General features: G+C 72.1%; 21 protein-coding genes. 9 read left to right on the plus strand and 12 right to left on the minus strand.

Going from position 1 to position 23393, the window contains the following annotated elements; all coding sequences use genetic code 11:
• The 3 genes from SM757_RS31575 to SM757_RS31585 form a co-directional block, all read left to right on the plus strand.
• A partial coding sequence (locus SM757_RS31575) for a phosphoribosyl-dephospho-CoA transferase MdcG domain-containing protein (protein WP_322468381.1) occupies nt 1–298 on the plus strand: 298 nt, incomplete at its 5' end.
• Nucleotides 295–1185, plus strand: a complete 891-nt coding sequence (gene mdcB / locus SM757_RS31580) for a triphosphoribosyl-dephospho-CoA synthase MdcB (RefSeq protein WP_322468382.1) — start codon at nt 295–297, stop codon at nt 1183–1185. The genes SM757_RS31575 and mdcB, both read left to right, overlap by 4 nt.
• On the plus strand, nt 1182–2096 hold the full coding sequence (locus tag SM757_RS31585) for an ACP S-malonyltransferase (protein ID WP_322468383.1): 915 nt from the start codon (nt 1182–1184) through the stop codon (nt 2094–2096). Before mdcB ends, SM757_RS31585 begins: the two co-directional genes overlap by 4 nt.
• 5 nt (nt 2097–2101) lie before the next feature.
• Here SM757_RS31585 and SM757_RS31590 read toward each other — a convergent pair whose 3' ends face one another.
• Nucleotides 2102–3094: a sensor histidine kinase gene (locus tag SM757_RS31590; protein ID WP_322468384.1), complete on the minus strand. Its 993-nt coding sequence runs from the start codon at nt 3092–3094 to the stop codon at nt 2102–2104.
• A 209-nt stretch (nt 3095–3303) separates the two neighbouring features.
• Here SM757_RS31590 and SM757_RS31595 point away from each other — a divergent pair, with 209 nt between their 5' ends.
• Complete coding sequence (locus tag SM757_RS31595; protein ID WP_322468385.1) at nt 3304–4845, plus strand: methyl-accepting chemotaxis protein; 1542 nt, start codon at nt 3304–3306, stop codon at nt 4843–4845.
• A 30-nt stretch (nt 4846–4875) separates the two neighbouring features.
• Here the strand turns inward: SM757_RS31595 and SM757_RS31600 are convergent, their stop codons facing one another.
• The 6 genes from SM757_RS31600 to SM757_RS31625 all read right to left on the minus strand — a co-directional run bounded on the left by SM757_RS31600 (nt 4876) and on the right by SM757_RS31625 (nt 11022).
• Nucleotides 4876–5979 carry an NAD(P)-dependent alcohol dehydrogenase gene (locus tag SM757_RS31600; RefSeq protein WP_322468386.1) on the minus strand — a complete coding sequence of 368 codons (1104 nt, stop codon included), beginning with the start codon at nt 5977–5979 and terminating at the stop codon, nt 4876–4878.
• Between the two features lie 114 nt (nt 5980–6093).
• Nucleotides 6094–6870: an enoyl-CoA hydratase-related protein gene (locus SM757_RS31605; RefSeq protein WP_322468387.1), complete on the minus strand. Its 777-nt coding sequence runs from the start codon at nt 6868–6870 to the stop codon at nt 6094–6096.
• A complete protein-coding gene (locus tag SM757_RS31610) occupies nt 6867–7685 on the minus strand; it encodes a crotonase/enoyl-CoA hydratase family protein (RefSeq protein WP_322468388.1) in 819 nt (272 codons plus the stop codon). The genes SM757_RS31605 and SM757_RS31610 overlap by 4 nt, the downstream gene beginning before the upstream one ends.
• A gap of 4 nt (nt 7686–7689) precedes the next feature.
• Nucleotides 7690–8532, minus strand: coding sequence for an amidohydrolase family protein (locus SM757_RS31615; RefSeq protein ID WP_066342629.1), 843 nt, complete (start codon nt 8530–8532; stop codon nt 7690–7692).
• Nucleotides 8533–8572: 40 nt separating this feature from the next.
• Nucleotides 8573–10240 (minus strand): (2,3-dihydroxybenzoyl)adenylate synthase, encoded by a 1668-nt coding sequence (locus tag SM757_RS31620; RefSeq protein WP_322468389.1) that lies wholly within the window; start codon nt 10238–10240, stop codon nt 8573–8575.
• A 17-nt stretch (nt 10241–10257) separates the two neighbouring features.
• Nucleotides 10258–11022, minus strand: coding sequence for an SDR family NAD(P)-dependent oxidoreductase (locus tag SM757_RS31625; protein WP_066342631.1), 765 nt, complete (start codon nt 11020–11022; stop codon nt 10258–10260).
• A gap of 75 nt (nt 11023–11097) precedes the next feature.
• On the opposite strand from SM757_RS31625, the gene SM757_RS31630 reads away from it, so the two are divergent.
• Nucleotides 11098–12057 (plus strand): LysR family transcriptional regulator, encoded by a 960-nt coding sequence (locus SM757_RS31630; protein ID WP_322468390.1) that lies wholly within the window; start codon nt 11098–11100, stop codon nt 12055–12057.
• Nucleotides 12058–12069: 12 nt separating this feature from the next.
• On the opposite strand, the gene SM757_RS31635 is transcribed toward SM757_RS31630, so the two are convergent.
• The 3 genes from SM757_RS31635 to SM757_RS31645 form a co-directional block, all read right to left on the minus strand.
• Nucleotides 12070–12762: an HAD family hydrolase gene (locus SM757_RS31635; protein ID WP_066342634.1), complete on the minus strand. Its 693-nt coding sequence runs from the start codon at nt 12760–12762 to the stop codon at nt 12070–12072.
• 79 nt (nt 12763–12841) lie between these two features.
• Nucleotides 12842–14047 (minus strand): 3-oxoadipyl-CoA thiolase, encoded by a 1206-nt coding sequence (gene pcaF, locus SM757_RS31640; RefSeq protein WP_322468391.1) that lies wholly within the window; start codon nt 14045–14047, stop codon nt 12842–12844.
• Nucleotides 14048–14049: 2 nt separating this feature from the next.
• Nucleotides 14050–15042, minus strand: a complete 993-nt coding sequence (locus SM757_RS31645) for a Bug family tripartite tricarboxylate transporter substrate binding protein (RefSeq protein WP_322468392.1) — start codon at nt 15040–15042, stop codon at nt 14050–14052.
• 306 nt (nt 15043–15348) lie between these two features.
• On the opposite strand from SM757_RS31645, the gene SM757_RS31650 reads away from it, so the two are divergent.
• Both SM757_RS31650 and SM757_RS31655 read left to right on the plus strand, forming a co-directional pair.
• Nucleotides 15349–16560 carry an FAD-binding domain-containing protein gene (locus SM757_RS31650; RefSeq protein ID WP_066342640.1) on the plus strand — a complete coding sequence of 404 codons (1212 nt, stop codon included), beginning with the start codon at nt 15349–15351 and terminating at the stop codon, nt 16558–16560.
• A 2-nt stretch (nt 16561–16562) separates the two neighbouring features.
• The gene (locus SM757_RS31655; RefSeq protein WP_084268040.1) at nt 16563–17378 is read left to right on the plus strand and encodes a Crp/Fnr family transcriptional regulator; all 816 of its coding nucleotides are present in this window, start codon (nt 16563–16565) and stop codon (nt 17376–17378) included.
• Nucleotides 17379–17405: 27 nt separating this feature from the next.
• Here SM757_RS31655 and SM757_RS31660 read toward each other — a convergent pair whose 3' ends face one another.
• Nucleotides 17406–18962 carry a methyl-accepting chemotaxis protein gene (locus SM757_RS31660; protein WP_322468393.1) on the minus strand — a complete coding sequence of 519 codons (1557 nt, stop codon included), beginning with the start codon at nt 18960–18962 and terminating at the stop codon, nt 17406–17408.
• Between the two features lie 280 nt (nt 18963–19242).
• Here SM757_RS31660 and SM757_RS31665 point away from each other — a divergent pair, with 280 nt between their 5' ends.
• Together SM757_RS31665 and SM757_RS31670 are read left to right on the plus strand one after the other, a co-directional pair.
• Nucleotides 19243–20721 carry a PAS domain-containing sensor histidine kinase gene (locus tag SM757_RS31665; RefSeq protein WP_322468394.1) on the plus strand — a complete coding sequence of 493 codons (1479 nt, stop codon included), beginning with the start codon at nt 19243–19245 and terminating at the stop codon, nt 20719–20721.
• Nucleotides 20722–20854: 133 nt separating this feature from the next.
• Nucleotides 20855–22183 carry a hemolysin family protein gene (locus tag SM757_RS31670; protein ID WP_322468395.1) on the plus strand — a complete coding sequence of 443 codons (1329 nt, stop codon included), beginning with the start codon at nt 20855–20857 and terminating at the stop codon, nt 22181–22183.
• Between the two features lie 15 nt (nt 22184–22198).
• On the opposite strand, the gene SM757_RS31675 is transcribed toward SM757_RS31670, so the two are convergent.
• Nucleotides 22199–23350 carry a phospholipase A gene (locus tag SM757_RS31675; RefSeq protein ID WP_322468396.1) on the minus strand — a complete coding sequence of 384 codons (1152 nt, stop codon included), beginning with the start codon at nt 23348–23350 and terminating at the stop codon, nt 22199–22201.
• Nucleotides 23351–23393 lie beyond the last annotated feature (43 nt).

Here is a 23393-nt window from a genome sequence, read left to right on the forward strand (position 1 = left end):
GCAGCTTTCGGCGCAGCGCTACCTGCACCCGCACTCCGACCTGGACCTGTGGCTGCCCGTGGCCCATGCCCTGGAGGCCGATGCCGCCGCCGCGCTGCTGCTGCGCCACGCCCCGCAGCGTCCGCGCGTGGATGGCGAGCTGGTCTTCCCCGACGGCGGCGCCGTCGCCTGGCGCGAATGGGCCGCCTGGCGCGCCGGCCACAGCCGCGCGCTGCTGGTGAAGCGCCTGCACGGCGCGGCGCTGGAGGCCGAATTGCCGGCCGGCTGGACGGCGCCGCCCCTGGCGCAAGCGGCATGAGCGCGCCCGCGCTGGCCAGCGTGCCGGGGGCCGTCCACGCGGCGGTGCCCAAGGCCGCGGTGCACCTGTCGCCCGCCGCCATAGGCCGCGCCGCCACGCTGGCGCTGCACGACGAGTTGGCCCTCGCGCCCAAGCCGGGGCTGGTGTCCTTCGTGGACAGCGGCAGCCACGACGACATGGACGCCCACACCTTCATGCGCAGCCTCTTCGCGCTGCGCCGCTACTTCGTCCGCATGGCCGAGCTGGGCGCGCAACGCGTGCCCTTTGCCGAGCTGGAGCGCTGCGGCATCGCCGCCGAGGCCCGCATGCTCGCGGCCACCGGCGGCATCAACACCCACCGCGGCGCCATCTTCGTGCTGGGCCTGCTGTGCGCGGCCACGGGCGCGGCGCAAGTGCAGGGCGGCCAGCGCGGCGCGGAGGCGATTCGCGCCAGCCTGCGCGCGCACTGGGGCCAGGCACTGACGGCGCGCACCCAGCGTGTGCCCACGCTGCCCGGCGGCCTGGCCGCGCGCCGCTTCAAGCTGCGCAGCGCCTCGCAGGAGGCGGCGCTGGGGTTCCCCGTGCTGTTCGAGACGGCGGTGCCGGCCTGGCGCCGCGCGCAGCGCCGCGGGCTGGACCTGCCGCGCACGCGGCTGGACGTGTTCTTTGCCCTGATGGCCGAGCTGGACGACAGCAACCTCGCCCACCGCGGCGGCCTGGAGGGTTTGAATTTCGCCCGCGACCATGCACGCAGCTTCCAGGCCGCCGGCGGCGCCGCCGACGCGCACGCGCTGGCGCGCGCTTGGGACATCCACAGGGCCTTTGTGGCCCGCCGTCTGTCGCCCGGCGGCTGCGCCGACATGCTGGCTGCCGCCTGCTTCCTGAGCCGGGTGGGTCACGAGCCATGAGCCCCCTGCGCTACGCGCTGGTCTTCTCCGGCCAGGGCATGCAGCACGCCGGCATGCTGCCCTGGCTGGAGCGCGACGACACCGTGCAGGCCGTGGAGGCTGCGTTGGGCGCCGACTGGCGCGCTCGCCTGGGCGACCCCGCCTGGGCCGGCTGCAACGCCCATGCGCAAGTGCTGCTCACCGGGCTGGCGCTGGCGGCCTGGCATCAGCTCGCGCCGCTGCTGCCGCCGCCCGCGGTGGTGGCCGGCTACAGCGTGGGAGAGATGCCCGCCTTTTGCGCGGCCGGCGTGATGGACGCACCCACCGCGCTGGCGCTGGCCCGCGAGCGCGCCGCCTGCATGGACGCGGCGGCCGCCGCGGCCGGCACGGGCTTGCTCGCCGTCACCGGGCTGGCTGCCGAGGCCCAAGCCGCGCTGCGCGCGCGTTTCGACCTGGACGAGGCGATCCGCAACGGCCCGGACAGCGTGGTGCTGGGCGGCCTGCGCGGTGCGCTGGATGAGGCGCAGCCGGCCGCGGAAAGCCAGGGCGCGCGCTGCACGCGGCTCAACGTGGCGCTGGCCTCGCACACGCGCTGGATGCGGCCGGCGGCCCAGGCCTTCGGCCGCGTGCTGGAAGGCGTGGCCCTGCAGCGCCCGCGCGTGCCGCTGTTGAGCAACGCCCTGGGCCGCGTGCGCGACGCCGCGCGGGCAGGCGAAGCTTTGTCCACGCAGATCGCCGCCACCGTGCGCTGGGACGAATGCATGGACGCCGTGCAGGCCCAGCGCGTGGACGCGGTGCTGGAAATCGGCCCCGGCCAGGCGCTGGCGCGCCTGTGGCTGCAGCGCTGTGCGGACGTGCCGGCCCGCAGCGCCGACGAATTCCGCAGCGCCGCCGCGGTGGCCAAGTGGTTGCTGGCGCGGGCGGCCGGCTGACGGGCTTACCCGCCCGCCACCTCGCCCGCCGTTGTTGCCGGTAGCCGGCGGGGTGTGCCGGCGGCGGGCCGTGGCTGCAGCGGGATGTGCACCAGCAGCGTCGTGCCCTGGCCCGGCGCCGATTCCAGCTCCAGCCGCCCGCCCAGGGCCGCGATGCGCTCGCGCATGCCGCGCAGGCCCAGCCGGTGGCCCGGTGTGGCTTCAGGGACGAAGCCGCTGCCGTCGTCCTCCACGCACAGGCTCAACTGCCCGTCGCGGGCGGACAGGGCCACGCTCACGCGCGTGGCGTGCGCGTGCTTGGCGATGTTGGTCAGCGCCTCCTGCAGCACGCGGTACACGGTGGCGCCCACCGGTCGCGGCAACTGGCGCTTCTCCAGGCCGATGGCGAAAAAGTCCACTGGCACACCGAAAAGGCGCGACCAATCGGCCACGTGGCCGCTGGCCGCGTCCACCAGATCGCGCTGTGCCAGGGCGGGCGGGTGCAGGCTGAACACCGCGCGGTCCAGCTCCATGTCCGCGGCCTCGGCCAGCCGCGTGAGCAGCGCCAGCCGCTTGCCCAGCAGCGCACCGCTGGTGGCCGACTGCAGGTCCGCCACCGTCAGCCGCAGCGCACAGAGCTGCTGTCCCACCGTGTCGTGCAGCTCGCGGGCAATGCGGCGGCGCTCCTCCTCCACCAGCCGGGCACGCTCCAGCGCCTCGAAGGCCGGCTGCAGCGCAGGGGGCGGGGCCGACGCCGGCCCAAGCGGCAACGCGTCCGCGTCCACTCCCAGTACCGATGAGGCTTGGGCGGCGCCGGCCTGCGCCTTGAGCTCACCGATCAGGCGCGAGGTCTCGCGCATCAACGCCAGGCTCTCCTGCATGGTGCGCAGCAGCCGCGCTGCGCGCTCGGCCCCCGGCCCTCCCTGTTGCCGCTGCTGCAGCGCCAGGCGGCACTGCTGGATCAACAACTGCTCCGCCGCTTGTAGAGGCTCGCTCGGTGCCGCATCGGCTGGCTGCATGGCGTTTGTCCCCGTGTACAACCCCAAGCCGCACCTGGGGCAATTCCCGGGCCCGGGGTCGAAACGGCGCCGATGTGTGTCCACAGTGTGAAAACGCGGCCCGACGTTGGTCGGCCTGGCTCAAGCGCCGCGCGAGCGTGTCGAGAAATGAAGGACCGATCGGCCCTGCCCCCACTCCAGACCCCTCAACGGGGCACGACACGCAAGCGATGAACAAGCTCTCACACCTCAAGATTGGCACCCGGCTGGCGTTGAGCTTTGCCCTCATCGTCTGCCTCATTGCCGCCTTGGCCGCCACGGCCTTCTGGCAGCTTGGGCGGGCGCAGGACGAAACCCGCGAGCTCACCGGCCTGCAGGCCGAGCGCGAGCGGCTGGCCACCGAGTGGCGCGAGAACATCGTGCTCAACTCGCAGCGCGCGCTGGCCATCGTGTTCAGCGCCGACAAGTCGCTGGGCGCCGTCTTCGCCGACGACATGAAGAAGGTGACCACGCGCACCACCGAGATCCAGAAGCGCTTCGGCGAGCTGGAAGCTTCGCCACAGGCCCGCGACATCACCGATCGGCTGGCGCAGGTGCGCGCGCAGTACCTGCAGCAGCGCGAGGTCTTGCTCAAGTCGCCGCCGGCCGATGCCGCCGCACTGGCGCAGCTCGCGGAGCAGTTCAAGCGCACCGCCGTGGACTACACGGCCGCGGCCACCGAGCTGGCCCGCTTCGAGCAGGCGCGCAGCGCGGCCGTGGGCGAGGACGTGAACGCCGAGCTGGCCTCCATACGCACGAGGCTGGTGGCCACCAGCGTGGCCTGCGCGCTGCTGGCCGGCGTGCTGGGCTGGCTGCTCACGCGCAGCATCGTGCGCCCGCTGTCCGAGGCCCAGGCCACGGCCGAGCGCATCGCCGCGGGCGACCTGAGCACCGACGTGCGCGCCGACACGCGCGACGAGGTGGGCCGCCTGCTGCAGGCCATCAGCGGCATGCAGGACGCGCTGCGCCGCCTCGTGGGCGAGATCCGCGCCTCGGTGGACGGCATCAGCACCGCCAGCTCCGAGGTGGCCGCGGGCAACAACGACCTGAGCGCCCGCACCGAGCAGACCTCGGCCAGCCTGCAGCAGACCGCCAGCTCCGTGGAGCAGATCTCCAGCAACATGCGCCAGAGCAGCGAGTCGGCCAACGAGGCCGACCGCCTGGCGCGCAGCGCTTCCGACGTGGCCGGCCAGGGCGGCGCGGCCGTGCTGCGCGTGGTCACCACCATGGAAGCCATCAACGACAGCTCGCGCCGCATCGGCGACATCGTCGGCGTGATCGACAGCATCGCTTTCCAGACCAACATCCTGGCCCTGAACGCCGCGGTGGAAGCCGCCCGCGCCGGCGAGCACGGCCGCGGCTTCGCCGTGGTGGCCAGCGAGGTGCGCGCCCTGGCCCAGCGCAGCGCCACGGCCGCGCGCGAGATCAAGACGCTCATCGGCGACAGCCTGGAGCGCGTGCAGGCCGGCAGCCACGAGGCGCAGGCCGCGGGCAAGACCATAGACGGCGTGGTGCAGAGCGTGCAGCGCGTCTCGGACATCGTCGCCCGCATCACGCAGGCCGCGGGCGAGCAGTCGCAGGGCATTGGCGAGATCAACCAGGCCGTCTCGCAACTGGACCACGCCACGCAGCAAAACGCCGCGCTGGTGGAGGAGTCGGCCGCCGCCGCCGCCAGCCTCAAGGAGCAGGCCCAGGCGCTGTCGCACTCGGTGCAGCGCTTCAGGCTGGCCTGAAGCGCGCTCGCGCGCCGCACAGGCGTTCCATCAGGGCGCGGCGGCGGCCTCGCCCTTGAGCGAGGCCATGTCGATGACGTAGCGAAAGCGCGCCTCGCCGCGCTCCACGCTGTCGAAGGCCTCGTTCACGTCCTGGATGCGGACGAGCTGCACGTCGGGGCCGATGTCGTGCTCGGCGCAGAAGTCCAGCACCTCCTGCGTCTCCTCGATGCTGCCTATGAGCGAGCCCGCGACGCTGCGGCGGTGGAAGGCCACCTCCTGGTTGTTCACCGACGCCATGGGCTCCAGCGCACCCACCACCACCAGCGCGCCATTGCGCTTGAGCAGCGGGATGAAGGGGTTCAAGTCGTGCTTCTCCGGCACGGTGGAGAGCATGAAGTCCAGGCTGCGCTCCAGCTGCTTCAGCGCCGCCTCGTCGCCTTCCAGCACGCCCTGCGCACCCAGGCGCTGGGCGTCCTGGAGCTTGTCCTCGGTGCGGGTGAACACGGTGACCTGCGCACCCAGCGCGCGGGCGAGCTTGACGGCCATGTCGCCCAGGCCGCCGAAGCCGATCACGCCCACGTGCTGCCCGGGCTGCACCTTCCAGTGCCGCAGCGGCGACCAGGTGGTGACGCCGGCGCACAGGATGGGCGCGGCCACCTCCGGCTTGAGGCTGGCAGGCACTTTCAGGACGAAGTCCTCCTTCACCACCAGCGAGTCCGCGTAGCCGCCGAAGGTGTTGTCGCGGCCGTAGCGGTTCTTCTTGTCCGGCGCCTTCGCCTTGGGAACCATGGGGCCGTTGTAGGTGGCCAGCCAGCTGTTGGGCCCCTCGCAGTAGTTCTGCTCGCCCAGGCGGCAGGGGGCGCAGTGGCGGCACGAATCGATCATGCAGCCCACGCCCACGAGGTCGCCCACGGCGTGGCGGGTGACGCGCTCGCCCACGCGCGTGACGCGGCCCACCACCTCGTGGCCGGGCACGCAGGGGTAGACGCTGTTGCCCCACTCATTCTTCACTTGGTGGATGTCGGAGTGGCAGATGCCGCAATACAGCACCTCGATCTGCACCTCGTCGGCGGCCGGTTCCTCGCGCTCGAAGGTGAAGGGCTCCAGGCGGCTGGAGGCGTCCTTGGCGGCATAGCCCTGGGTCTGGATCACGTGCGTTGCTCCTTGGCGGGGTGATCGAGGCCGGCGATGCGGCCCGCGGAAGTCCGGCCGAGGCAAGGCACGGTCCCGGACGGTCGCGAGGGCTGCGCCGCCCGGGGTGGCGTGCTACGGCTGTCCGAAGCGCGGGCTGCGCTTTTCCAGCCGCGCGCGGATGCCCTCGGTCTTGTCGCCGGTGGCGAACAGCAACTGGAAGGACTTGCGCTCGAACTGCAGGCCTTGTTCCAGCGGCAGGTTCATGCCCTCGATGACGGCCTCCTTGATGAAGCGCACGGCCTGTTGCGGGCCGGCGGCCAGCCGCGCGGCCAGGGCCAGGGCGTGGCTTTCCACTTCGTCGTCCGGCACCACTTCGCTGGCCAGGCCCAGGGCCAGCGCCTCGGCGGCGCCGATGGGCTCGCCCAGCAGCAGCAGCCGCATCGCGCGGAACTTGCCCACGGCGCGCGTGAGCCGCTGCGTGGCGCCGCCGCCGGGCATGAGGCCGATCAGCACCTCCGGCTGGCCGAAGCGCGCGCCCTGGCCGGCGACGATGAGGTCGGCGTGCAGGGCCAGCTCGCAGCCCCCGCCCAGGGCGTGGCCGCGCACGGCGGCGATGACGGGCTTGCGGCAGCGCGCGATGGCGCCCCAGAGGCGGTCCATGTGGCGGCCGATGATGTCCGGCGGCGTGGCGTCCACGTACTCGTGCAGGTCGGCGCCGGCGCAAAAGGCGCGCTCGCCGCCGGCCAGCACGATGGCTTGCACGCTCTCGTCCGCCTCCAGGCTTTCGAAGGCCGCGGCCAGCGCTCGGCGCAGCGCGAGGTTGAGCGCGTTGAGCACGGTTGGGCGGTGCAGGCGCAGCAGGGCCACGCCGGGGGAGGGACGCTGCAGCAGCAGGAGGTCGTCGCTCATGTTCCTTCGCCCTGGCCGAAGCGCGGCGGGCGCTTGTCGAAGAAGGCGGCCACGGCCTCGGCGTGGTCGGCCGTGTGGTGGGCCAGGCCCTGGAAGCGGGCGGCGGCGTCCAGCGCCTCGTCCAGCGATTCGGTGCGGGCCTGCAGCAGCAGCTGTTTGGTCCAGCGCAACGCCTGCGGCGGGTTGGCGGCGATGCGGCCGGCCAGGGCCAGCGCCTCGTCCAGCAGCGCCTCAGGGGCCACCACGCGCGAGACCAGGCCGATGCGCAGGGCTTCCTGCGCATCGATGGCCTCGCCGGTGAAAGCCAGTTCCGCGGCGCGCGAGGCGCCGACCACGCGCGGCAGCAGCCAGCAGCCGCCGTCGCCGGGGACGATGCCCACCTTCACGAAGCTCTCGGCGAAGCGCGCGGTGGTGGCGGCGATGCGGATGTCGCACAGGCAGGCGAGGTCGTTGCCGGCGCCTATGGCCGGGCCGTTGACGGCGGCGATGATGGGCAGGTGCAGCCGCTGGAAGGCGCGCGGGATGCGCTGGATGCCCTGGCGGTAGTTCCCGGCAATCTCTTGCGGGCTGCCGGCGAACATGCCGGCGCGCTCGCGCATCTGGGCCACGTCGCCGCCGGAGCAGAAGGCGCTGCCGCTGCCGGTGAGCACGGCGGCACCCAGGCTCAGGTCGGCGTTGAGCTGCTCGAACAGCGACTCGAAGGCCGCGTACATCGCCTCGCCGTCCAGCGCGTTGCGCGTGGCCGGCCGGTTGAGCGTGAGCAGCGCCACGGCGCCGCGGCGTTCGAAGAGGATGGGTGCGTCGGCATCCAGCATTGCGTCACAGCCCCAGCACGCGTTCGGCATTGCCGTGCATGACTTTTTCCATGACGGTGTCGGCGTAGCCCAGCTCGGCCCATTCGCGCAGGATGCGCTCGTAGGGCAGGCTGGGGTAGTCGCTGCCGAACATGATCTTGTCCTGCAGCCGGCCGCGGATGTCGACTTTCAGGTTGCCGGGGAAGTGCTTGGGGGCCCAGCCCGACATTTCCCAGTAGACGTTGCCTTTATGGAGGGCGACGGCGGTGGTCTCTTCGACCCAGGGCCAGCCGGGATGGGCCATGATGATCTTCAGGTTCGGGAAATCCGCTGCGAGGTCATCGATTGCGCCGGGGTGGGCGTGGCGGATTCTGGCCCCGTTGCCGCCGGGCATGCCCGCGCCCATGCCGGTGGTGCCCACGTCGACCATGACCGCCGCGCCTAGCGCGTCGATCTCTTCGAACAGCGGATAAAAGCGCCTGTCGTTGACGGCGAAGTGCTGCATGATGGGGTGGAAGTGGAAGCCCACGAAGCCCAGCTCCTGGACGGCCTTCCTGACCTGCCGGATGGCGATTTCGCCCTTGGCCGGTTCCACCGCGCCCCAGCATTGCAGGATGCGCTGCGGGTGCCGCTGCCACATGCCGTGGACGTACTCGTTGGTGCAGGGCGGCGTGGCGACGGTGGTTTCGAGGTCCAGCGCCACCAGGCAGGCCTGGACGCCGGCGGCCTCGAACTCCTTGATCACGTCTTCCTCGCTCTTGGCGACCCAGTCGCGCTTCCAGTAGCGCGCCAGCTCGGCGGGGTAGGGGCCTTGGGCGTCGATCCAGGTCTGGGTGCCGGGGTAGCAGTGCAGGTCGATGATGCGCATGGGGTTGTCTCCTGTGTACGTGTTGGTTGAGCGTGCGACCTCAGGCGGTCTGCGGCGTGTGCGGGGCCCGGGATTCGTCGGCCAGCTTTTGCGCCACCATCTCGCCCAGCGCCTTCTTGGACACCTTGCCGAAGGTGGAGACCGGGAAATCGCTCATCAACTCCAGCCGCTCCGGCAGCTTGAATTTCGCGATCTCGTGGGTGAGCAGGAACGCTGTCAGCTCCGGCAGCGTGAGCGTGGCGCCGCGGCGCGGGATGACGAAGGCGCACATCTTTTCGCCCAGTGCGGCGTCCGGCATGGGGACGCAGGCCACGTTCTGGACCGCGGGGTGCATGAGGATGAGGTTTTCCACTTCCTCGGCGCTGATCTTCTCGCCGCCGCGGTTGATCAGGTCCTTCTTGCGGCCCTCGACGATGTAGTTGCCGCTGGAGTGTTTTCGCATCAGGTCGCCGGATCGGTAGAAGCCGTCGGCGGTGAACTGGCGCGCGTTGTAGTCCGGCACGCCCCAGTAGCCGCGCAGCGTGTAGGGGCCGCGGCAGGCCAGCTCGCCGACCTCGCCGTACGGCACCTCGCGGCCCTCGTCGTCGATGAGCTTCACTTCGTCGTCCGGGCACACGGGGCGGCCGCAGGTTTCGAGCAGCACGTCTTCCGGGTCGCCGTGGCGGACGAACATCAGCAAGCCCTCGCTCATGCCGAAGTTCTCCTGCACAAAAGCGTTGCGGAAGAGCTGGCGCGTGCGCAGGCGCACTTCCGGCTGCATGCGCTGGCCGCCGCTCTGGATCTGCTGCACGCTGCAGAGGTCGAAGTCGGCGATGGCCGGGTCGTTGATCAGGCGTATCAGCAGGGCCGGCACCACTTTCAGGTGCGTCACGCCGTGCTTCTGGATGAGGGCGAACATCTCCGCCGGCCGCGTGTTGGCGTGCAGCACGACGGTGGCGCCCTTGAACATGAAGCCCTGGATGCCCGGGCAGGCCAGGGGCAGGTTGTGGGCGATGGGCAGCACCAGCAGCAGCACCGAGCCGGCGTCCACGCCCGCCACGTCGGCGGCGACCTTGGAGTTGTAGGCGTAGTCGTTGTTGGTGCGCGGGATCAGCTTGGGGATGCCCGTGGTGCCGCCGGAGAGTTGAAAAATGCAGGGGTCGCAGGGGTCTATGGCCAGCTCGCGCAGCGTGCTCGCGTCGTCCTGGGCGGGCTTGGCGATCAGCTCGGTGAGCGAGTGCTCGCCCGGCCCCGGCTGGCCCAGCACCAGGCGCAGTTGCAGGCAGGGGTTGGCGGCCTGCACGCGGTCTATGACGGGGGCGAACTTGAGCTCGCCCGCGCTTTCCGGGTAGACGCAGCAGCGCGCCTGGGCCAGTTGCGTGAACTGGTTGATCTCGGCGAAGCGGTGCGTGACCAGCGCGGCGATGGGGATGGCGCCCATCTTCTGCAGCGCGAAGTACAGGATCACGAACTCCGCCACGTTGGGCAGCGTGGGGACGACGCGGTCGCGCGGGCGCAGGCCCAGCGCCAGCAGGTTGAGCGCGAGGTTGTCGCTCAGCGCATCGAGCTGCGCGTAGGTGTAGCGGCGCTTGCCGTCTATGAGCGCGGTGCGCGGGCCGAAGCGTTGAAACACCGCGGAGAACTCCTGGGCCAGCGAGCGGTCCTGCCAGTAGCCCTGGGCGCGGTAGCGGCGCGAGAAGTCCTCGGGGAAGGGGACGAATCCATCCATCATGGCGGCCTCCGGCTTCAGGTGGAGGCGGTGAAGCCGCCGTCGATGACGACCACCTCGCCGGTGACGAAGCGGTTGGCCTGGATGAGGTTGAGCATGGTCTCGGCCACGTCCTCGGCCGTCACGCAGCGCTTGAGCGGCGTGAGTTTCCCTCGCTTGCCCATCAGGTCGTCGTACTTGTCGCCGAGCATGCGCTGCATCCACTCGCCTTCCATCCAGCCGGGGGCGACGGCGTTGACGCGGATCTCGGGACCCAGGTTCCAGGCCAGCGTCTTGGTCAGGTTGACCACCGCGGCCTTGCTGGCGGCGTAGGGCAGGGGCTGCGGCCCCGGGCGCAGGCCCACGATGCTGGCGGTGTTGACCACCGACGGCGCGTTGCCCTTTTTCAGCAGCGGCACGGCGGCGCGCGTGACCTGGAAGGTGCCGCGCACGTTGACGGCGAAGGTGCGGTCCCACTCGGCCATGTCCAGGCTTTCGAGGTCCTTGACCTTCCAGGTGGCGGTGGTGCCGGCGTTGTTGACCAGCGCATCGAGGTGGCCGAAAGCCTCCTCCACCTGGCGCAGCGTGGCGCGCACGGCGGCGTCGTCGCTCACGTCGCACTGCAGCAGCAGGGTGCGGGCGCCGAGCTTCTCGGCCTCGGCCGCCGTTTCGCGCGCGGCCTGCGCGCTGGAGCCGTAGACGATGGCCACGTCGTAGCCCGCGCCGGCCAGCGCCAGCGCCGCGGCGCGGCCTATGCCCGTGGCGCCGCCTGTGACCAGGGCCTTTTTCCTGTCCGTCTTCATCGCTTTTGTCTCCTCGGTGGGTGTGGTGGACGAGTCCACTGTAGGCACCGGGGAGATGCTCAAGAAGATGGCAAGATGCCCAGCCTGATAACGCCGTGGCATCCCCAGGTTGACCCCATGAAGATCGAGCAGTTGACGGGCATGGTGGCCATCGTCGAGCAGGGCAGCTTGCGCGCCGCGGCGCGCCACCTGGGGCTGGACCAGCCGGCACTGACCAAGAGCATCCGCGCGCTGGAGCGCGAGTTGGGCGTGGTGCTGTTCGAGCGCGATCCGCGCGGCATGGTGCTCACCGCCTCGGGGCGGCTGCTCTACCAGCGCGCCAGCCTGGTGGTCAACGAGGTGCGCCGCGCGCGCGACGAGCTGTTGCAGTCCACGGGCGGCGAGGAGGGGACGCTGACGGCGGGCTTGTCCATCATGCCCCACGTGGGCCTGCTGCCCCACGTGCTGCCGGCGTTCCAGCGGCGCTATCCGCGCGTCAAGCTCAAGCTCATCGAGGGGCTGTTTCCGGACCTGGAAGGTCGCTTGCGCAACGGTGCGCTGGACTTCTTCATCGGCGCCTCGCCGCGCCAGCCGCCGGCGCCGGGGCTGCTGTCCACGCCGCTGTTCGAGAACACGCGCGTGGTGGTTGGGCGCAAGGGCCACCCGCTGGCGGGCGCGGCCGCGCTGGCGGCGCTGCAGGAGGCGGAGTGGGCCACGCCCTCGCTGGACTACAACGCCGAAGAGGATTTGTCGGCCGTCTTCGCCAGCCGCGGCCTGGCGCCGCCGAGCGTGATGCTGCAGGCGGCCTCAGCCTTGTCGCTGATGGTGGCCTTGGCCAGTACCGATTTATTGGCGCTGCTGCCGCGGCAGTGGAGCGACTTCGCGCTGGCGCGCGAGGCGCTGCAGGTCATCCCGATTGCGGACTCCATTCCGGCGCCCACCATCGTGATGATCCGCAGGCCCGACCTGCCGCTCACGCCCGCGGCAGAGTTCTTCAGCGATCTGCTGCTGCGCTTCGCGCCGGCGCCGCAGCCGTTGCGCGGGCAACCGGAGTGATGGATGTGAAGCTCAGCGCAGGGCGTCGCACAGCTCCGTGAAACTGGCGAACTCGATGTCCGGCGCCTCGTCGTGCGGCCACAGCGCCTGCACGCGGTTGGCCCAGGCGGCCTGCATGCCGGCGTTGCGCGCGGCCAGCACGTCCAGCAGCACGTCGTCGCCCACGTGCAGCACTTCCTCAGCCCGCACGCCGGCCAGCTCGGCCGTGGCGTGGAAGATGCGCACGTCCGGCTTGGGCACGCCGAACTCCAGCGCCGAGACGCTGCCCACGAAGAAGCGCGAGAGGCCTATGCGCTGCAGGTCGGAGTTGCCGTTGGACAGGCTCACCAGCGGGTAGCGCGCGGCCAGGAACTCCAGCGCGGGCAAGGCGTCGGGGTAGAGCGTGACGTTCTGGCGCTCGTCGAAGAACACGTTGAAGGCCGGCTCGGCCAGCGCGGGGTCGTCGCCGGCCTGGCCCAGGGCCAGGCGGATGGACTCCAGGCGCAGCGCGCTCAGGTCGTGCTTCAGGTCCGGCCGCTGGTGGGCCATCTCGTTGCGGATGGCACGCAGCGCGGCGGGGCTGTCGAACAGCACCGCCGTGCGCGGGGCGTTGAGAACGAGCCATTCGTGCAGCACCTGCTCTGCGCGGTCAATGGTGGGCCAGATGGGCCACAGCGTGTCGTCCAGGTCCAGCGAGATGGCGCGGATTCTTTCCAGGTTCAGCATGGGCGCGAGGGTACCCCAGGGGCCCTGGCCCACGCCGGCCCGGGGCCAAGGCCGGCGGCCCCCGTGGGCTGCCTGCGCCTCAGGCCCGCTCCAAGGCCAGCGTGATGCCCTGGCCCACGCCGATGCACATGGTGCACAGCGCGTAGCGTCCGCCGCGGCGGCGCAGCTCCAGCGCGGCGGTGAGCGCCAGCCGCGCGCCGCTCATGCCCAGCGGATGGCCGAAGGCGATGGCGCCGCCGTGGGGGTTCACGTGCGCGCCGTCGTCCGGCAGGCCCAGCTCGCGCAGCACGGCCAGGGCTTGGGCGGCGAAGGCTTCGTTGAGCTCGACCACGTCGAAGTCGCCGATGCGCAGTCCCGTCTGCGCCAGCAGCTTGCGCACGGCCGGCACCGGCCCCATGCCCATGAGGCGCGGCTCCACGCCGGCGGTGGCCACGCCGATGACGCGGGCCAGCGGCGTGAGGCCCTCGCGCGCCGCCGCCGCCTCGCCGGCCAGCAGCAGCGCCGCGGCGCCGTCGTTGACGCCGGAGGCGTTGCCCGCCGTCACGCTGCCGCCGGCGCGAAAGGCCGGCTTGAGCGCCGCGAGCGACTGCGCGGTGGTGTCGGGGCGCGGGTGCTCGTCCTGCGTGACCAGGGTGCCGTCGCCCTTGCGGCCGGGCACGGGCACGGGCGTGATCTCCTCGCGCAGCACGCCCTCGCGTTGCGCCTGCGCGGCGCGCTGCTGGCTGCGCAGGGCGAAGGCGTCCTGGTCGGCGCGGCTGACGTTGAAGCGCCCGGCCACGTTCTCGGCGGTTTCGCCCATGGCGTCGGTGCCGTGCAGCGCGTGCATGCGCGGGTTCACGAAGCGCCAGCCGATGGTGCTATCGTGGACTTCCGCGTGGCGCGAGAAGGCGCTGGTGGCCTTGGGCATGACCAGCGGGGCGCGGCTCATGCCTTCCACGCCGCCGGCGATGGCCAGCTCCAGTTGGCCCAGGGCGATGCCGCGCGCGGCGCTGGCGAGGGCTTCCAGCCCCGAGCCGCACAGGCGGTTCACGGTCGCGCCCGCAACCGTCACCGGCAGCCCGGCCAGCAGCGCGCACATGCGGGCGACGTTGCGGTTGTCCTCGCCGGCCTGGTTGACGTTGCCGTAGTAGACCTCGTCCAGCCGCGCCCAATCCAGGCGCGGGTGGCGCGCCATCAGGGCTTGAATCGGCAGGGCGCCCAAGTCGTCGGTGCGCACCCCGGCCAGCGCGCCGCCGTAGCGGCCTATGGGGGTGCGCTGGCCGTCGCAGAGGAAGACGTTGTTCATGTTCACTGCGCCTGCAGGCCCAGCTCGGCCACGATGCGCTTCATGCTGCCGCGCTGTGCTTGATAGAACTCGCGCGCCTCGGCCACGCTGCCGGTGCGCGGGTAGATGCCCATCTCGGCCAGGCGGGCCACCAGCTCCGGCGCCTGCATCACGCGGGCCACGTCGCGATTGAGCTGCTCGGCCACGGCGGTGGGCACGCCGGCCGGGGCGAAGAGGGAGAACCAGCCTATGGCTTCGAAGCTGGGGTAGGTCTCGGCGACGGTGGGGATGTCCTCGAAGCCGGGCAGGCGCTTGTCCGAGGTCACGGCCAGGGCGCGCAGGCGGCCGGCCTTGATGTGCGGCAGCAGCCCGGGCAGTCCGTCGGCGGTGAGCAGCGCGTCGCCGGACAGCACGGCCGTGACGGCGGCCGGCGGCGAGGGGTAGGGGATGAAGAAGAGCTGCATCTGGCCGGCGCGGCTGACCATCTCGCCGGCCAGGTGCGGCAGCGAGTTGGACTGCGGCGCCGCGAAGTTCACCTTGCCCGGCTGCGCCTTGGCGTGGCGGGCGAGCTCGGCCAGCGTCTTGATGCCGCTGCTGGCCGGCGTGACCAGCAGCAGCGGGCTGGTGCCCACGGTGGCAATGGGCGTGAGGTCGGTATCGGGGTTGAACTGCGGGTTCTTGTAGATCAGCGGCGTGATGGTGGCCATGGCCGCGGGCACGAAGCCCAGGGTGTAGCCGTCGGCCGGCGCGTGGGCCAGGGCCGACATGCCGGGAATGCCGCCGGCGCCGGGCTTGTTGTCCACGATCAGCGTCTGCTTCCACAGGGCCCCCAGGCGCTCGGCCATGAGGCGGGCCACCACGTCCGGCGCCGCGCCCGCGCCCACGGGCACGATGAGGCGCACCGGCTTGGTGGGGTAGCCGGCGGTGCCGCCCTGGGCGGCGGCCGGCCACGCGGCGGCGCCCAGCGTGGTGCCCAGGGCCAGCCCGGCGAGGGCGCGGCGGCGGGAGAGGTTCATGCGCTTGTCTCCTTGGTGCGTGGCGCCTGCGGTGGGCGCCTGGGAGCGGACTCTAGGAGCGCGCCGTCATGCCGGGCAGATGGACTTTGCGCGCTGGTGATGCGGCTGCGTCATCCCCGGGCTAACCCTGGCGCGGGTCATGGCAGGGCTGTGGCGGCGTGCCTTTGCATCGGAAGCTTCCTTGGCGCAGGCCTGTTGAAACGGCTTTGACGCTGAAAAAGCGGTCCGCCGCCTCTGCCTTGCATCCGCCTTGAGCGCCGTGCGCAGGTCGGCCCCTAAGCTTTGCGACAAACAGGACTCAAGGCCATGAACCAGGATGCCTGGCCGCCCACCGAGGCGGCCCTGCGCGAGCGGCTGGCGGCGGTGGACGCCGCCGCCTACGCCCGCTCCCGAAACGCGCTCGACGGCGCCGTCACGGGCTTGTCGCCCTACATCACCCACGGCTTCGTGACGCCGCTGCAGGTGCTGCAGGCCGTGGCCGCGGGCGGCCAGCCGCTGCACCTGCAGCACCGCCTGGTGCAGGAGCTGGGCTGGCGCGAGTACTTCCGGCACGTGTGGGCGCGGTTGGGCGAGGGCATCTTCGAATCCCTGCACCCCGGGCCGCTGGCCGATGCGGCTTACGCGGCCGGGCTGCCTGCCGACCTGCGCGAGGGACGCACCGGCTTGCCGGTGGTGGACCGCGCCGTGCGCAGCCTCTACGACACCGGTTACCTGCACAACCATGCCCGCCTGTGGCTGGCGGCCTACGCGGTGCATTACCGCAAGCTGCACTGGCGCGCCGGGGCCGACTGGCTGTGGGCGCACCTGCTGGACGGCGACCTCGCCAGCAACCACCTGAGCTGGCAATGGGTGGCCGGCACGGCCAGCAGCAAGCCCTATCTGTTCGACGCCGCCAACGTCGCGCGCTTCGCGCCGCCGCCCTGGCACTGCGCCGGCACGGCCCTGGAGGCGCCCTGGGAGGCGCTGGAAGCCCTGGCCCGCCGCCCCGGCGCGGTGCTGGCGGGCGAGGCCGGCGCGCCTGGCGTATCCGGCGTGCAGGAGCCCGCGCTGGTGGGTGAGACGCGGCGCTGGCTGCCGGCGGCCGAGGCGGCGCCGGTGGAGCAGCGCCACGTCTGGCTGGTGCACCCCTGGGCCCTGCGCGCGGCGCCTGCGGACTTGCCGCCCGGCACCGTGCGCGTGGGCCTGTGGCTGACGGACTTCCACGCCGCGCGTCCCTGGAGCGCACGGCGCCAGGCCTTCGTCGAGGCCCGCATGGGCGAGCTGTGCGACGTGGTCTGGCGCACCGACGCCGCCACGGCCGCCGAGGCGCTGCACGGTGCGCGCTCGGTGCAGGCCGTGGCCGAGCCGCACCTGCAGCGCTGGCTGCCCAAGCTGGCGCGCTGCCGCCCGGCGCCGCGGCTGTTTCCCGAGCCGCGCACGCATTGCCGTTCCTTCTCCCAATGGTGGAAGGCCGTCACCCGCGAGCTGGCGGGCTGCGCGCCCAGCCCAAGCGGCATCCCCCTGGCCGAAAGTCTTTGACCATGCACAGCACCCTTGCCGCTGCGGCCGCCCCGGCCACCGCCCCACTTGACGCGCCGGCCCAAGCGCCGCGATCCACCCGCCGCGAGGAGTCCGACGGCGACGCGGCGGGCAACCGGCTGCTGGCGCTCCTGCTCGCGCTGGCGCCCGCCGGGGCCCTGGCCGGCCTGGAGCGCGTGGCGCTGCCTGCCGGGCGCGTGCTGCTGCAGCGGGGCCGGCCGGTGACGCAGGTGTGGTTCCCGGACGACGCGCTGGTGTCGGCGCTGGGCGTGCTGCGCAACGGCGCGTCGCTGGAGGTGGCGCTCGTGGGGGCGGAAGGGCTGGTCGGCTGGGAAGCCTGCCTGGGCCCCCTGCCCGCGGCGCACGACGCCATGGTGCAGGTGCCCGGCGGCGCCTGGCGGCTGCCCGCGGCGGCGCTGGCCGCGCTGTGCCGGCGGCTGCCCGCGCTTCAGGAGGCCGTCATGCACGCCAGCCTGGCGCTGCTGGCGCAGGCCGGGCAGATCGCGGCCTGCAACCGCCACCACTGCATGGAGCAGCAGGTCAGCCGCTGGCTGCTCACGGCCTCCGAGCGCCTGCAGGGCCCGGAGCTGCCCATGACGCAGGAGCGGCTCTCGGCGCTGCTGGGCGTGCGGCGCGAGGGCGTCACCGAGTGCGCGCGGCGGCTGCAGGCGGGCGGGTTGATCCGCTACGCCCGCGGGCGCATCCGCGTGCTGGATGCCGCCGGCCTGGCCGCGCGCGCCTGCGAGTGCCACGGGGTGCTGCGCGGCGCGCGGCTGCAGTTGCACGGCGCGCTGGAGCGCCTGGCCGGCGCGCGCTGACGCCGCGCTGCGGACGCGCGCCCGGGCTCAGGCGGCGATACGGAACACCCCCACGGCGCTGACCAGGCGTTGGGCCTGGGCCTTGAGGCTCTCGGCCGCGGCGGCCGACTGCTCCACCAGCGCCGCGTTCTGCTGCGTCACGTGGTCGAGCTGCGTCACCGCGTCGTTGAGCTGGCCTATACCGCTGGTCTGCTCGTTGGTGGCCTCGCTGATCTCGCGTATGAGCGCGCTCACGTGCTGCACCTGGGACACGAGGTCGGTCATGGAGCGGCCGGCCTCGTCCACCAGCCGCGTGCCCGTTTCCACGGTCTGCACGTTGTCGTTGATCAGCTTCTTGATCTCGTGCGCCGCGTTGGCGCTGCGCTGCGCGAGGTTGCGCACCTCGCCGGCCACCACGGCGAAGCCCCGGCCCTGCTCGCCGGCGCGCGCGGCCTCCACGGCGGCGTTGAGCGCGAGGATGTTGGTCTGGAAGGCGATGCCGTCTATCGTCCCGATGATGTCGGCGATGCGCCGGCTGGCGGCCTGAATCTGCTCCATGGTCGCCACCACTTGCCCCACCACCTCGCCGCCCTGGCCCGCGGCCGTGCTGGCGCGTTCGGCCAGTTGCGTGGCGTGCTGCGAGGTCTGGGCGTTGTTGGCCACGGTGGCGTTCAGCTCCTCCATGGTCGCCGCCGTCTGCTGCAGGTTGGAGGCCTGCTCCTCGGTGCGCTGCGACAGGTCGGCATTGCCCGTGGCGATCTGGTTGGAGCCGGTGGCGATGGAGTCGGACGCCGAGCGCACCTGGCCCACCAGCGCGGCGAGGCTGTCGCTCATGCGCTTGAGCGCGGCCAGCAGCCGGCCGGTCTCGTCGCTGCTGTCCACGCGCAGGGCCTGGCCCTGGCTCAGGTCGCCCGCGGCCACGGCTTCGGCGATCTGCACCGCGCGCTGCATGGGCCGCGTGATGGAGCGCGCAATGGTGAGGCCCAGCGCCACCGCCACCACCACCGCCAGCAGGCTGCCCAGGGCGGTGGAGAGCCTGTTGACCGTGCGCAGCGAGTCGGCGGCCGCGCTGCGCTGCACGAGCAGCTCCTCTTCCATGGTCGTCATCTGGCCCTGCAGCGCGCGGAAGGCGTCCATCGCCGCCTTGTCGCGGCCCTGGGAGAACTCGGTTGTGAGCGCATCCAGCGGCTTCTTGCCGGCCGTCACCTCGCGGCGCAGCGCGATCAGGCCCTCGGCCACGCGCTTGAACTCGTCGCTCCTGGCCCTGATGTCGTCCAGGCGCGCCTGCTGCACGGGGTTGTCGGCGGTCAGCGACTTGAGCTCGTTCCAGCTCTTGTCGAAACCCGCCTGGCCGCCGTTCCAGGGGCCCAGGTGGCCGTCCATGCCGGAGAGCAGGAAGCCGCGCGTGCCCGTCTCCATGTTGACCATGCCGGCGAGCATGTTGGCCGCGCGGTCCAGCACCACGTAGGTGTGCTGGTTGATGCTGTCCGCCTCCTTGAGCCGCGCGCCCGTGTAGAGCGACACCGCCCCCACCGCCACGAACACCGCAATGACGGCGGCGAAGGCCAGGGCAAGCCGTTTGCCCAGCGCGAGGTTCTTGAACATGCAGTCATCCATTCTTTGACGCTGGCCTGCACACGCGCAGGCCGTGGCTTTCTTTCGGCGGCGGAAACATTGCTTTGAGCGGTGCTTTCACGGTTGCCTGCACAAAAAGAGCTTGCGGCGTGCGGGTTGTCACGCCGGGCGCATGGCGCGGGCAGCCGGCGCGTCACGCCTGGATACATCTGCCTGCGGCAATGCCTGGATGCTGAGGGCCTGTCCCGGGTAGGGCGGCCAGGCTGGCCTGGCCGGCGCCCTGGGACGGGGAAGTACGGAACGCTTTGAGATGTCGAACGCCTTGGATGCGATGCAAGCCCGGCTGGCCGGGATGATGTTCAACCTCAGCAGCGTGGGCATGGCGCACACGGATGCGCTCTCGCGCCGCTTCCTGTGCGTCAACCCGGCGCTGTGTGCGCTCACCGGCTACGGCGAGGCCGAGCTGCTGGCCATGACGGTGGACGAGCTCAATCACCCCGAGGACCGCGGCGCCGACGGCCTGGTGTTCGAGCGCTTCATGCGCGGCGAGGCCAGCTACCAGGTGGAAAAGCGCTACCGGCGCAAGGGCGGCGGCGTGGTCTGGGTGCGGGTGACGGCCGACGTGGTGCGCGATGCGCAGGGGTGCCCGCTGCGCTGCTGTGCCGTCATCGAGGACATCAGCGAGCGCAAGCGCGGCGAGCAGCGGCTGTGCGAGAGCGAAGCGCGGCTGCATGCCATTGCCAACCTGGTGCCCGACCTGTTGTGGAGCACCGACCCGGCCGGCCATGCCGACTGGTTCAACCGGCGGTGGTGCGAATACACCGGCCAGAGCGAAGCCCAGGCCATGGGCGACGGTTGGGCCGACGTGGTGCACCCCGACGACCGCGCGGAGGCCGTGGCGCGCTGGCACGAAGCGCTGCGGCGGCACCAGCCGCTGGACAACGAGCTGCGCCTGCGCGGCCACGACGGCCATTACCGCTGGCACCTGGTGCGCGCCGAGCCGCAGTTGGGCGACGACGGCCGCGTGCTGCGCTGGTTCGGCTCGGCCACCGACGCGCACGCCGTGCACGGCGTGCGCGAGCTGCTGGAGCAGCGCGTGAAGGACCGCACCCGCGAGCTGCGCACGCTGCTGGCCCGCGTGGAGCACGTGCAGGACGAGGAGCGGCGCCGCATCGCGCGCGAGCTGCACGACTCGCTGGGCCAGTACCTCTCTTCGCTGGCGCTGGCCGTGGGCACCGTCACGCAGCAGCAGCGCGACGCCGAGGACTGCGAGCGGCTGCGGCGGCTGCAGCCGCTCATGCAGCAGGTGGACCGGGAGCTGGACCGCATCGTCTTCACGCTGCGGCCCACCGCGCTGGAGGACTGCGGCCTGGGCGACGGCGTGGCCGCCTACGTGGCGACGTGGTCGGCGCTGTCGTCCACGCCGGTGGACCTGGAGCAGCACGGGCTGGACGGCGAGCGGCTGCCCGCGCCGGTGGAGGCGGCCGTGTTCCGCGTCATCCAGGAGGCGCTCAACAACGTCGCCAAGCATGCCGGGGCCACGCGCGTGAGCGTGAGCCTCAAGCGCTCGCGCCGCCACCTGCAGGCCAGCGTGGAGGACGACGGCGTGGGCTTCGAGGCCGCCGAGGGCCGCGACGGCGGCGCCGGCCGCGCCGGCTGGGGCGTGCTGGGCATGAAGGAGCGCATCGAGGCCTTGGGCGGGCAGTTCGCCGTCGAGTCCCAGCCCGGCACGGGCACCACGGTGCTGCTGCGCGTGCCGCTGCAGGAGGACGCGGCGGCGGCCCAGTGAGGCTGCGCGGCTGCCGAGGCAGCTGCGGCCTCGTCGCCTGGGCAACGGCTCTTGCGCGGCCGGCGCCGCGGGGTAGGTGCCGGCGCAACGCCCCGGGCCGGCAGGCGCGTTGCCCGGCACTACACTGACTTGCATGAGCTCCGCGGGCAGCCTGATCACCATTGCGTTCCTCATCGCGCTCAGCGCCTTCTTCTCCGTGGCGGAGATCGCCTTGGCCTCGGCACGGCGGCTGCGGCTGCGGCAACTGGCCGACGAGGGCGAGGAGCGCGCCGAAGCCGTGCTGCAGGTGCAGGCCCGCCCGGGCAACTACTTCACCGTGGTGCAGATAGGCCAGAACATGGTGGCCATCCTGGGCGGCGTGGTGGGCGAGGACGCCTTGAGCCCCTTTGCCGCGGCGCTGCTGGGCCAGGCGCTGGAGCCGCGCACGGCCGAGCTCACGGGCTTCATCGTCTCGTTTTCCATCGTCACGTCGCTGTTCATCCTGCTGGCCGACCTGCTGCCCAAGCGGCTGGCGATGACGCAGCCCGAGAGGCTGGCCATGCGGCTGCTGCCCGCGATGCGCGGGTTCATGCGGCTGCTGCACCCGGTGGTGTGGCTGTTCAACGGCCTGGCCGATGCGCTGGTGCGGCTGCTGGGCTTCCCGGAGCAGCGCGACGAGCGCATCACGCCCGCGGACATCCTGGCGCTCACCGAGGCCGGCGCCGAGGCCGGCGTGCTGCACGAGCGCGAGCAGGAGGTGATCGAAAACGTGTTCGAGCTGGACACGCGCACGGTGGAAAGCGCCATGACCACGCGCGACCGCATCGTCTACCTGCTGCAGGACGAGTCCGAGGACATCATCCGCGCCCGCATCGCGGCGCAGCCGCATTCGACCTATCTCGTCTGCGACGGGCACATCGACCAGGTCGTGGGCTACGTGGATGCGGCCGACCTGTTCGCGCGCATGCTGCGCGAGGAGCCCCTTGCGCTCAGGGGCGAGGCCGGCAGCGCGCTGGTGAAGAAGGTGCTGCTGGTGCCGGACCGGCTGACGCTGTGGGAGGTGCTGTCGCAGTTCCGCCAGGCGCACGAGGACTTCGCGGTCATCGTCAACGAGTACAGCCTGGTGGTGGGCGTGATCACGCTCAACGACGTGATGAGCACCGTCATGGGCAGCCTGGTGCAGACGGGCGACGAGGAGCAGATCGTCCGCCGCGAGGACGGCTCCTGGCTGATGGACGGCCTCACGCCCATTGGCGACGTGTTGCGCGCGCTGCAGATCGACCCCGAGGAGCTGCCCCAGCGCGGCCAGTACGACACGCTGGCCGGCTTTCTCATGGTCACGCTGCGCCGCATCCCGCGGCGCACCGACTGCGCGGTGTGGAGCGGCTACCGCTTCGAGGTCATGGACGTGGACAGCACGCGCATCGACCAGGTGCTGGTGACGCCGCAGGCGGACAGCGCGGCGCAGTTGATTGGGACGTGAGGGGCAGGCGTCCCCTCAGAAATTGAACAGCGCCACCCCCACGCCCAGGCTCGTCTGGCGGTGGTTGTAGTCCAGCAGCGTTTCGCCGTAGCCGGTGAAGAGCTGGACGTACCAGCGCAGACCCTGCGGGTTGTCGCGGCGCACGGGGTAGGTCCAGTCCAGTTGCAGCGAGCCGCGCCTGAAGTCCGTGAGGTGCGTGCGCCAGCCCACCTGCACCGTGTGCGCGCCGGGCAGCCAGTTGGCGGTGAGCTCGGCGTTGCCTATGTAGCGGGTGAGGCCGGGGTTGTCGTCGTCGCCGCTGTCGGACTGGAGCCGGTGGTTCAGGCGCAGTTGCAGGCCCAGCCCGTCGCGCTCGGCGGCGGTGCCGAAGTACATGCGGTTCCAGCTGCGCGATAGCGCGTCGCCCTGGCCGTTGGACTGGTGCGCCAGCCCAAGCTGCACCATGCGCCAGCGCCAGCCCCCGGGCAGCTCGCCCAGCGCTTGCGGCACAGGCACCACGTAGATCGCCTCGGGCTCGTAGTCGGTATTGCGAAAGGGCGAGGACTCCGCGCGGTTCCACACCTGCCACAGCGAGCGCTGTGTGTAGGCGAACCACAAGTCGGCGTCCGGCAGCAGCAGCCCCTCGGCGATCTTGGCGCGCAGCGAGATGCGCAGCTTGGCTTCCAGCGAGCGGTAGCCCGGCCGTGCCGGCGCCAGGCCGCGCGTGGGACTGAAGGGCTGGCGGTTGAGGCTGCTGGTGACGTGCAGCGGCAGCAGGTAGGTGGGCAGGTACGTCCTGACCACGAAGGTGCCGCGCTTGTCCGCGGGCGTGAGCTCCCAGTACTGCGACATCGCCTCGCTCAGCGCCAGCCCGGTGCCGGCGGCCGGCGGCGTGGGCGCGCCGCCGGAGACGGGCATGGAGCCGGGCTCCACCGGGCCGGGCGGCTGCGTGCGCTCAGGCGCCCGCTCAGGCGCCCGCTCAAAAGGCTGCGCGGGAGCCACGCCAGCCGCGGGCGGCGCCGTGCCGGCGCGAAACAGCGCGTCGTAGCAGGCCAGGCGCTGCGCGTCCTCGGCCAGCGCGGCGCAATCGGCCGCAGCCGCGTGCGCGCCGGGAGGCCAAAGCAGGGTGGCGCCGCACAGCAGCGCCGGCAAGGCGGCCGCGGCGCGGCCAGGGGCGGTGCGCTTCATCCGCCCGCGGCGCGGCGTTGGTCCTGGCTCTTATACACATCTC

It is taken from the genome of Azohydromonas lata (assembly GCF_034427735.1).
GTDB lineage: Bacteria > Pseudomonadota > Gammaproteobacteria > Burkholderiales > Burkholderiaceae_C > Azohydromonas > Azohydromonas lata.